Origin of the sequence: Streptomyces montanisoli (assembly GCF_017813245.1) — a bacterium.
Taxonomy (GTDB): domain Bacteria; phylum Actinomycetota; class Actinomycetes; order Streptomycetales; family Streptomycetaceae; genus Streptomyces; species Streptomyces montanisoli.
Genome location: NZ_JAGIQL010000012.1, coordinates 59,734 through 69,582 on the forward strand (window position 1 = coordinate 59,734; position 9,849 = coordinate 69,582).

Below are 9,849 nucleotides of genomic sequence, written 5' to 3' on the forward strand. Positions count from 1 at the left end.
GGCCGTGCCACGATGCAGCATTCCAACGCGATGAACCGGCTGAACCGGCTACCGCTGTCCCGGTTCCACAGGATGACCCTGCTGGCCGTCTCGTTCGCCTACTTCTTCGAGTTCGCGGACATCAACAGCTTCTCCTCCACGGCTCCGCACCTGGTCAAGGTCTGGGGCGTCAGTGTCAACCAGGTCGCCTACGTCACCTCCCTGTCGTTTGTCGGTATGTTCCTCGGCTCGATCACGGCCGGCTGGGTCGCGGACCGGTGGGGCCGCAAGAAGGCACTGACCATCACGACGGTGTGCTTCGGTGTGTTCTCCTTCGCGGCGGTGTTCTCGTGGAACCTCGTCTCCCTGGGCGTCTTCCGCGTGCTGACATCGGCGGGCCTTTCCGCCATGACCGTCGTGGCCGTCATCTACGTCAACGAGCTGTATCCGGCGGCCGTGCGCGGCAAGTACCAGGCGTACGCGATCGTCATCGGGATCTGCGGCACCCCGGTCACCAACCTGATCGCGAGCGCGGTCGTCCCGCTCAACGACTGGTCGTGGCGGCTGGTGTACCTGTGGGGCGCGCTCGGCATGTTCTACATGCTCTTCGCCCGGCGCCTGAAGGAGTCGCCGCGCTGGTACGAGAACAAGGGCGACTACGCGCGGGCGGACGCCGTGCTGGCCGAGATCGAGGCGGAGGTCTCGGCCGAGAAGGGCCCCCTGCCCGAGCCGGCCCCGCCGGTCGAGGCCGCGCCCCGGGCCAAGGCGCCTCTTCGCACTTTGCTGCAGAAGAAGTACCTGCTGCCGACCGCGCTGCTCGCGGTCCTGTGGATCACGCAGACCATCGGTTTCTTCGGCTATTCGAGCTTCGCGCCGACGCTGCTGTCGAAGGAGGGCTTCAGCGTCGGTAAGTCGATCTTCTTCGTGGCGCTGACCACCGTCGGCGCGCCGCTCGGCTCCTACCTGGCGTCGCTGGTCACCGACAGGTTCGAGCGCAAGTGGTGCCTGGTGGGCTTCGGCTCGGTCATCGCGGTGTGCGGCCTGCTGTACGGGCTGACCTTCAACCCGGTACTGATCGTGATCTTCGGCTTCCTCGTCAACCTGTTCGAGCGCGGGTACACGGCGCTCGGCTACGCGTACTCCCCCGAGCTGTTCGACACGCACGGCCGCTCGCTCGGCACCGGCGTCTCCTACGGCCTCGGACGGCTGTCGAACGCGGCAGGACCGCTGATCATCGCGGCGCTGTACAACCACTCGGGCTACCAGAGCGTGTTCCTGTTCATCGCGGGCGTCTGGCTGCTCGGCGCGCTCGTGCTGGCCCTCTTCGGGCCGAAGACCCGGCAGGCGCGCCTGGCCCCGCCTCAGGAGCAGCAGCCCGTAGGGGTCTGAGCCGCGGCCTCGTACGGCACGCGGCGCGCGGAAGACTCCCGCACCAATCCCCGGGGCCCGTCCCCCCGAATACATTGCAGCAGCCGCTGCACCGGGCAACGCATGAGATGCGCGGGTGAGGGGCGATGGATGAGGCGCGACGGGGCGAGGTGGCCGCGATGACGTGGCAGAGCGGGACGGACGGGTCGACGAAGACGGTGAGGGCGGCCGAGGCGAGACATCGTGCGGCCGCGCTCCTGGCCGACCTGAACCCCGCCGTGCAGGAGACCATGGCCGCGGACGTGCTGCTCGTCGTCTCGGAGCTGGTCACCAACGCCGTGCGCCACGGCGGCGGCGTGGCCGGGTACTCGGTCACCGTCGAGGAGGGCTCCGTCGTCGTCGAGGTGACCGATCGCAGTACGCGGCTCCCCTCCGTACGCGACACCGGGGAACTCGTGCCCGGCGGGTTCGGGTGGCCGCTGGTGTGCCGCCTCGCCCACACGACGCTCGTGCGTCCGCACGCGTCGGGCAAGACCATCCAGGCGCGGCTTCCGCTGCACCGCGTGGGCCGCTGACGGGACGCGCCTCGGCACATAGGCTGCGGGCGCGATCCCGCGCCGCCCCGCCCGGAGGTACCGATGTCCGTCCGCCGTGTCGTGCCCGTCCTGAACTCCGCGTCGCCCGCACGCAACAAGGAGTTCTACGGCCTGCTGGGCCTCGAAGAGGTGATGGACCTCGGCTGGATCACGACGCTCGCCTCACCCGCGAACCCGACCGCGCAGGTCAGCTTCATGACACGCGACGAGACGGCCCCCGTCGCACCGGACGTCAGCATCGAGGTGGAGGACGTGGACGCCGTCCACGCGGCGGTTCTCGCACGGGGCGCCGAGATCGTCCACCCGCTGTGCGACGAGGAGTGGGGTGTACGGCGCTTCTTCGTCCGCGACCCCGAGGGCCGGGTCGTCAACGTGGTGAGCCATGGCAGCCATGGAGGCCATGGGAGCCGGCGTTGAGGCGGAGTATCAGACGAACGCGCTGTAACCCGTCGCCGCGCGGCCCACGATGAGCGAGTTCATGTCGCGGGAGCCCTCGTACGAGTACAGGGCCTCCGCGTCGGCGAAGAAGCGGGCGGCGTCGTGCTCCAGCAGGATCCCGTTGCCGCCGAACACCTCACGCGCCCACGCGACGGTCTCCCGCATGCGCGTGGTGCAGAACATCTTGGCCAGCGCGGCCTGCGCCTCGCCGAGCCTGTCCTCCTCGTGCAGCCTGGCCATCCGCACCGCCATGGCCTGGCAGGCCGTGATGTTGGCGAGCATCCGCGCCAGCAGGTCCTGGACGAGCTGGAAGGAGCCGATGGGGCGCCCGAACTGCTCGCGCCGCACCGCGTAGCCGCGCGCCGCCTCGTACGCGCCGACGGCGCAGCCCGTCGCGGACCAGGCGACCCCGCCTCGCGTCACCTTCAGCACGCGCGCGGTGTCACGGAACGAGTCCGCGTGCTGGAGCCTGTTCGCCTCGGGTACGCGGACCCCGTCGAGCACGATGTGCGCGTTCTGCACGCCGCGCAGCGAGATCTTGTCCTGAAGGGCCTTCGCGGAGAACCCGGGCGTCCCCTTCTCCACCACGAAGCCCTTCACCTGCTCGTCGGCCACGTCCTTGGCCCAGACGACGACGAGGTCGGCGAAGGTCGCGTTGCCGATCCACTTCTTCTCGCCGTCCAGCACCCAGGTGTCACCCTCGCGCCGCGCCGTGGTGGTCAGGCCGAGCGCCGTGCCCGAGCCGACCAGCGGCTCGGTGAGGGCGAACGCCCCGATCTTGTCCCAGCGCACCATCGGCGGCAGCCACCGGTCCTTCTGCTCCTGCGAGCCGCACTCGCGGATCGAGCCCATCGCGAGCCCCGCGTGGACGCCGAAGAACGTCGCGAACGACGGGTCGACGCGGGACATCTCCATGCCGAGCATGCCGGTCAGGAGGTAGCTGCGCGGTGCGATGTCGTGGTCGTCCGCGTAGGTGCCGGTGATGTCGAGCTCACGGATCTCGTCGCGCAGGTCGAGTGGGCTCTCGCCGGCGATCCACAGCTCGTTGGCCCGCGGCGCCACCCGCTCGACCAGAAAGTCCCTGACCCGGTCCAGCTTCTTGCGCTCCTCGCTCTCCAGCAGGTCCCTGACGTGGAAGAAGTCGCCCTCGACCGCCGCGGGGTCGATCCTGTGCTGCCGCTCCGCCATCTGCGCGCCCGTCCTTCCCAGTGATCCGGTTACTCGCGGGTACCCCGTCGCGCGCCCGTCAGACCTCCGGCGCACGCCGGGCCGTCCCCGCCCGGACGGGACCGTGCCGCCGAGCCGCGGGTACCCGTGAGTAACCTGATGCGGGTCACGGGCCGCTCCCGGGCCCGCGCATCCCGCGCCGGCGCCGCCGGCCCGCCACCCGACCCGCTGGAGGTACCGATGCGCCTCGCCCCGCGCTCGCCCCGTCTGCTCGCAGGCCTGCTCGGCAGCGCCGGCGTGCTGCACTTCGCCAGGCCGCTCCCCTTCGACACCACCGTGCCGCGCCTGCTGCCCGGCTCGGCCCGCACGTGGACGTACGTCAGCGGAGCCGTGGAGCTGGGCCTCGCCGCGGCGGTCGCGGCACCCCGCACCCGGCGCGCCGCCTCCCTGGCCGCCGCGGGGTTCTTCGTCGCGGTGCTTCCGGCGAACGTGCAGATGGCGGTGGACTGGCGGGACAAGCCCGCGGCGATGAGGGCGGCTGCCTACGCGCGCCTGCCGCTCCAGGCTCCGCTGGTGGCGTGGGCCATCCGGGCGAGCCGCGACGCGCGCGGCTGAGCCCGCGTCAGGCCGCGGCGCGCTCCCGGGCGGGCCTGCGTCGCAGGTCCGGGCGCTGGAGCGCGGGAGGCGCGTAGGCCTGGTCGAGCCGGCCCACATCGGTGCCGGGCGGCACGATCGCGTCGATCCGGTCGAGGATGTCGTCGCCGAGCGAGACCTCGGCGCCCGCGAGAAGGTCGTCGAGGTGGCCCATCGTGCGCGCCCCGACCAGCGCGCTGGTCACGCCCGGGTGGGCGATGGTGAACGCCATGGCGAGGTGGGGCATCGGCAGGCCCGCCTCGCCGGCGAGCGCGACGAACCGCTCGACGACGTCGATCCTGCGCTCGTCGCCCAGGTGCCTGACGAGGGACGCGCGGCGCAGGTCGTTCGCCTCGCCCCTGCGCACGCGGCCGGTGAGCATGCCCTGCCCGAGCGGGCCCCACACCAGCGTGCCCATCCCGTGGCGCTGGGCGGTCGGCAGCACTTCGCGCTCGATGCCGCGGTCGAGCAGCGAGTACGGCGGCTGCTCGGTGTGGAACCGCTCCAGGCCGCGCCGCTCGGCGACCCACTGTGCCTCCACGATGTCGGAGGCGGGCATCCCGGACGTCCCGATCGCGCGGACCTTCCCGCTGCGGACCAGGTCGGTGAGCGCGGACAGCGTCTCCTCGACGTCGGTGTCCGGGTCCGGCCGGTGGATCTGGTAGAGGTCGATGTGGTCGGTGCCCAGACGGCGCAGGGAGTCCTCGACCGCGGTGACGATCCAGCGCCGGGAGGCGCCACGCCGGTTGGGGTCGTCGCCCATCGGGCGGCCCACCTTGGTGGCGAGTACGACGCGGTCGCGACGTCCCTTGAGCGCCTTGCCGACGATCTCCTCGGAGTCGCGGTAGGAGTCGGCGGTGTCGATGAGGTTGATGCCGGCGTCCAGCGCCTTGTGGATGATGCGGGCGGAGTCGGCGGGGTCGGGGTTGCCGATGGACGTGGCGAGCATCAGCGCGCCCAGTCCGTAGGGGCTGACCTTGATGCCGGTCCTGCCGAGAGTGCGGTACTGCATGGGGTCCGTGCCTTCCTCGCGTGTGCCGGTCCCGGTCGTGCGCGGGAGCGGCGCCGGCGATCTTGCCGGGCGGCTCCAGCGTGCGGCGCCACGGACGCGGGCGGGAGAGACGCGTTCATCCGGGGACCGGCTCTCCCTGGCTGCGCCCGGCGCGGCGGGGCATGGTGGGGTCCATGGGCATGGACAGATCCGAGCTGGCCGACTTCGTGCGCCGCTGCCGCACCCGCCTCGCCCCGGCCGACGTGGGGCTGCCGGAGGGTGCACGGCGCCGCACCCCTGGGCTGCGCCGGGAGGAAGTGGCCCAGCTCGCGGGCATGTCCACCGACCACTACACACGGCTCGAGCAGGCCAGGGGCTCGCGCCCGTCCCGCCAGATGCTGTCCGCGCTCGCCCGCGCGCTGCGGCTGACCGGCGACGAGCGTGACCACCTCTTCCACCTGGCGGGCGAGGTGGAGCCGCGGGACCGGCCGGCCACGGACCATGTGCGCCCCGGCCTCCTCCTCGTCCTCGACCGGCTGACCGACACCCCGGCGCAGGTGGTGAGCGACCGCGGCGACGTCCTCGCGCAGAACGCGATGTCCAAGGCGCTCGCCGGCGACGCGTCCGCCCGGCCGGAGGCCGAGCGCAACGTCGTGTGGCGGTACTTCACGGACCCGGCCGCACGCGAGCTGTTCCCGGCCGAGGAGCACGAGCACGCCGCCCGCGTGGCGGTGGCGGATCTGCGTGCGACGCTCGCCGCCCGGCCCGACGACGCGCGGCTCGCGGGGCTCGTGCGCCGGCTGCGCGCCAGGAGCGAGGAGTTCGCGGCGCTGTGGGACGCCCACGACGTGGCCCTGCGCCGCACCGACGTCAAGCGTTTCCTGCACCCGGTCGTCGGCGTGCTCGAGCTGGACTGCGAGGTCCTGCTGAGTCCGGAACACGACCAGCGGCTGGTGGTCTACACCGCACGGCCCGGCAGCGAGTCCCGCGAGCGGCTCGAACTGCTGCGCGTGGTCGGCCTGCAGGACCTCACCCGCGGCTGAGAAGCGTCAGGCGCGTGCGCCTCCTCCCCCGCGCGGGTGACGCGGTGCGCGGCATCCGCGCACGACCGCCCCGGGCGCGGATGCGTTTCGGTGAGGGGCACGCGTGGCTCGTCACGCGCTACGACGACGTCAAGGACGCCACGTCCGATCCCCGGTTCGGCCGCTGCCCGAGCGCGTCATCGCGGCGCTGGCGGACGTGCCCACGACGGCGTCACAGGTATGGCCCACTGACGCCCCGCAGGCCACACGCCCCATCCCGCCGAAGACGTCATCCACCCGCCCTGACGTGCAAAATCGCGCCGTGTCCCGGGTAGTTGACGATCAGTTTCCGCGGGGGGTACTCCTGGGGCCGGCGCGTTCGATCCCTCCACTCCCCAGGAGCTGCCCATGCGACGAGACCGTCACTCCGCGCGTGCGAGAGCCGGGCGCCGGCCCGTGCTGCGCACGGTCCTGACGGCCGGTACGGCGGCGGCCCTGCTGCCCGTGCTCGCCGTCACCCAGCCGGCCTCGGCCGCCCAGCCGCACGAGAGCGGTTCACTCCAGCAGGCGTTCACATCCGCCGCCCACCGCTACCACGTGCCGGAGGGCGTCCTGCTCGCCGTCTCGTACATGGAGTCCCGGTGGGACACCCACGCGGGAGCCCCCAGCGTGTCCGGCGGGTACGGGCCCATGCACCTGACCGACTCGCGGACGGCACTGGCGCAGTCGCGCACGGACGCCCGGGCCGCGGGCAGACGGGCCGCCGGTGACGGGCGCGGTGACACCGCCAGGCCGAAGAGCGTGACGGCCACGCCGGCGAGGCCCGCCGAGGTGCCCGCCTCACTGAGGACGGCGGTACGCGCCGCCTCCCTCACCGGCGTGCCCGAGGACCGCGTACGCCTGGACCCCGCCGCCAACGTCGCCGGCGGCGCGGCCCTGCTGGCGGCGGACCAGAAGGCGCTCGGGCAACCCCTCAGCGCCGACCCCGCGGACTGGTACGGCGCGGTCGCCCGGTACGCCGGGTCCTCCTCGCGGGCCGCGGCGGCCGGGTTCGCCGGCAACGTGTACGCCACACTGCGCTCCGGCGAGAGCCGCACGACCGACCAGGGGCAGCGCGTCACCCTTCCCGCGCGGCCTTCGGTCGCACCGCGCACCGCGCAGGTCGACGCGCTCGGCCTGCCGGAGTCCGGCGGCGGCACGGCCGAGTGCCCGAAGTCGGTCGCCTGCACGTGGGTGCCGGCGCCCTACGAGCAGTACGGCCCGAACCCCGGCGACTACGGCAACCACGATCTCGCCGACCGCCCGCACGACTCGTCGATCGACTACATCGTCATCCACGACACCGAGGAGACCTGGGACGACACTCTCGGGCTCGTACAGGACCCCACGTACCTCGGATGGCACTACACCGTGCGGTCGTCCGACGGCGCGATCGCGCAGCACATGGCGACCAAGGACGTCGGCTGGCACGCGGGCAACTGGTACATCAACTCGAAGTCCATCGGCATCGAGAACGAGGGGTTCCTCACCGACCCGGACGCCTGGTTCACCGAATCGATGTACCGGTCGTCGGCCGCCCTCGTGCGCTACCTGTCGTCCCGGTACGGCATCCCGCTCGACCGGCAGCACATCATCGGGCACGACGGTGTACCCGGCACCGTTCCGAGCACGGTGGCCGGCATGCACACGGACCCCGGCCCCTACTGGGACTGGGCGCACTACTTCCGGCTGCTCAGGGCGCCGTTCCACCCGACAGCGGGTCGGCGCTCGGGGGCCGTCACCATCGATCCGTCGTACCGCGACAACAAGCCGGTGCTGACGGGCTGCGTGAGCGCGGGCACACCGTGCGCGCCGCACGGATCGAGCGCCGTCCTGCTGCACACCGCGCCGAGCGACAGTGCCCCGCTCGTCGAGGACATCGGCCTGCATCCCACCGGTGGCTCCACGACGGACGTCAACGACACGGGCGCACGCGCCTCGACGGGACAGCAGTACGCGGTCGCCGATCGCAAGGGTGACTGGACAGCGATCTGGTACCTCGGCCAGAAGGCCTGGCTGCACGATGCACGCACCGCGCCCGCCACGGTCCCGGCCCGGGCCACCGTGGCGACGCCGCGCGCGGGCCTCTCCTCGATCCCCGTGTACGGCAGGGCCTACCCCGAGGCGTCCGCGTACCCCGCGGGGGTGCCGGTGCAGGCGCAGACGCCGCTGCAGTACAAGCTGCCCGCGGGGCAGAGCTACGTGGTGGGCGGGCGGATGCCGGGCGAGTACTTCTACTCGACGACCTTCGACACCTCGAACCAGGCGTGGGTCAAGGGCCAGGAGCAGTACTACGAGATCCAGTTCGGGCAGCGCGTGGCCTTCGTGAAGGCGGCGGACGTGACGCTGCACCGAGTGAGGTAAGTGAGGTAGCAGGCAGGCAGGGGCGCGGGGCCGGTCACGCCTGACCGGCCCCCGCCCCGGTCCCGGTTCCTGCCCCGATCCCTCGTGCCGACGCGGGAAGCACGGGGCGGCGGTGGCCGCGCACGGCCGCCCAGACGACCGAGACGACCAGCACGGCCAGCGCCAGAGCGGCGGAGGCCGACAGCAGCCGCCCCGCCGTACCGTCCGTCAGCGCCGCGACGTGCGGGTGCCCGCCGCGCAGGGCCCCACGGCTCAGCAGGGCGGCGGCCGACAGCCCGCACACGTCGGCGCTGAGCGCCGTCACCGCGAGCCACGCCTGTGCGGCCCGCAGCCACATGACCACGAGCAGGCCGACGAGGAGCGCGACGACGGTCGTCGGCAGCGAGGCGGTGGCCCCGTCGATGTGGAACCGCGCGTCGACGGCCGCCGCGGCGCCGACGGCCGCGCACGCGGTGAGCAGCGTCACCGCGCACCGCCAGGTCGTTCCGGCGACGGTACGGGGCGGGGGCAGCGGCCGGGGTGCCGCCGGTGCGACCGGCTCGGTGGGAGACATGGCGCCATGATGCCGGTTCGTGGCCGCCCGTCACAGACGGGCGGCGGCCCGGCCGTTGGCACCGCTACCGGGCGGCCGGGCCCGTCGCTCCGGCACGCAGCCGTGCCAGGCGTTGCTCGATGTTCGCCACCGCGCCCGGGCGGTGTCCCGGCGCCCGGTGGCGCAGTGCCAGCAGGTGCTGAGCGAGGCGCTCGGCACGCGCCGCGTCGGAGACCCGGCTCCACTGGTGGTGCGCGCGGTCCAGGGCTTCCGTGAAGGCGGGATCGTCGGCGCCGCCCGGCAGCGCGAGTCGCGCGTCGCAGGCACGCAGCCACAGCTCGCAGCTGCGGTAGGGGTCGCGCGACAGCCAGGCTATGTCGGCCTGCACCTCGATCCAGTGCACGGCCTCGGGGGATCCCGGCCCGTGGCCGCGCAGCGCGGCGCTTTCCCAGGCGGCGGCTATGGCCGACGCCTCGCCGAACCGACCGGCCCGCGCCGCCGCCTGCACCGCTTGATGCGGATCGTGCGCGGCCGGCGCGGCAACGCCCGGGCCGGCCGCACGCTTCGGAGCGTTCGTTCCCCCGGGCCCGGGCGGCGACGCGGGGTCCGCCGGCGAGGCGGGAGATCGGAAGACCTCTCGTCTGATCTCTAGCCTCCGTGGTACCGGGTTTCCCTCTTCCTCTTCGAAAAAAGGGGGGGGGGGGGGGGGGGGGGGGGGGG

General features: G+C 73.0%; 10 protein-coding genes. 6 read left to right on the forward strand and 4 right to left on the reverse strand.

Annotated features, from left to right (window positions below; genetic code table 11):
* The first annotated feature begins 12 nt into the window (after nt 1-12).
* The 3 genes from JFN87_RS05355 (at nt 13) to JFN87_RS05365 (ending at nt 2,360) form a co-directional block, all read left to right on the forward strand.
* Nucleotides 13-1,368: an MFS transporter gene (locus JFN87_RS05355; protein WP_209338712.1), complete on the forward strand. Its 1,356-nt coding sequence runs from the start codon at nt 13-15 to the stop codon at nt 1,366-1,368.
* 158 nt (nt 1,369-1,526) lie between these two features.
* The gene (locus JFN87_RS05360) at nt 1,527-1,922 is read left to right on the forward strand and encodes an ATP-binding protein (protein WP_209338713.1); all 396 of its coding nucleotides are present in this window, start codon (nt 1,527-1,529) and stop codon (nt 1,920-1,922) included.
* A gap of 63 nt (nt 1,923-1,985) precedes the next feature.
* A complete protein-coding gene (locus tag JFN87_RS05365; RefSeq protein WP_209338714.1) occupies nt 1,986-2,360 on the forward strand; it encodes a VOC family protein in 375 nt (124 codons plus the stop codon).
* 9 nt (nt 2,361-2,369) lie between these two features.
* On the opposite strand, the gene JFN87_RS05370 is transcribed toward JFN87_RS05365, so the two are convergent.
* The gene (locus JFN87_RS05370; protein ID WP_209338715.1) at nt 2,370-3,569 is read right to left on the reverse strand and encodes an acyl-CoA dehydrogenase family protein; all 1,200 of its coding nucleotides are present in this window, start codon (nt 3,567-3,569) and stop codon (nt 2,370-2,372) included.
* Nucleotides 3,570-3,788: 219 nt separating this feature from the next.
* Here JFN87_RS05370 and JFN87_RS05375 point away from each other — a divergent pair, with 219 nt between their 5' ends.
* Complete coding sequence (locus tag JFN87_RS05375) at nt 3,789-4,163, forward strand: DoxX family protein (protein ID WP_209338716.1); 375 nt, start codon at nt 3,789-3,791, stop codon at nt 4,161-4,163.
* Nucleotides 4,164-4,170: 7 nt separating this feature from the next.
* Here JFN87_RS05375 and JFN87_RS05380 read toward each other — a convergent pair whose 3' ends face one another.
* Nucleotides 4,171-5,193: an aldo/keto reductase gene (locus JFN87_RS05380; RefSeq protein ID WP_209338717.1), complete on the reverse strand. Its 1,023-nt coding sequence runs from the start codon at nt 5,191-5,193 to the stop codon at nt 4,171-4,173.
* A gap of 179 nt (nt 5,194-5,372) precedes the next feature.
* Here JFN87_RS05380 and JFN87_RS05385 point away from each other — a divergent pair, with 179 nt between their 5' ends.
* Entirely contained in the window at nt 5,373-6,215 is an 843-nt protein-coding gene (locus JFN87_RS05385) for a helix-turn-helix transcriptional regulator (protein ID WP_209338726.1), read from the forward strand.
* A gap of 387 nt (nt 6,216-6,602) precedes the next feature.
* Nucleotides 6,603-8,597, forward strand: coding sequence for an N-acetylmuramoyl-L-alanine amidase (locus JFN87_RS05390; protein ID WP_209338718.1), 1,995 nt, complete (start codon nt 6,603-6,605; stop codon nt 8,595-8,597).
* A 34-nt stretch (nt 8,598-8,631) separates the two neighbouring features.
* On the opposite strand, the gene JFN87_RS05395 is transcribed toward JFN87_RS05390, so the two are convergent.
* Nucleotides 8,632-9,150 (reverse strand): hypothetical protein, encoded by a 519-nt coding sequence (locus tag JFN87_RS05395; RefSeq protein WP_209338719.1) that lies wholly within the window; start codon nt 9,148-9,150, stop codon nt 8,632-8,634.
* Between the two features lie 64 nt (nt 9,151-9,214).
* Complete coding sequence (locus JFN87_RS05400) at nt 9,215-9,637, reverse strand: hypothetical protein (protein ID WP_209338720.1); 423 nt, start codon at nt 9,635-9,637, stop codon at nt 9,215-9,217.
* Between the last annotated feature and the right edge of the window lie 212 nt (nt 9,638-9,849).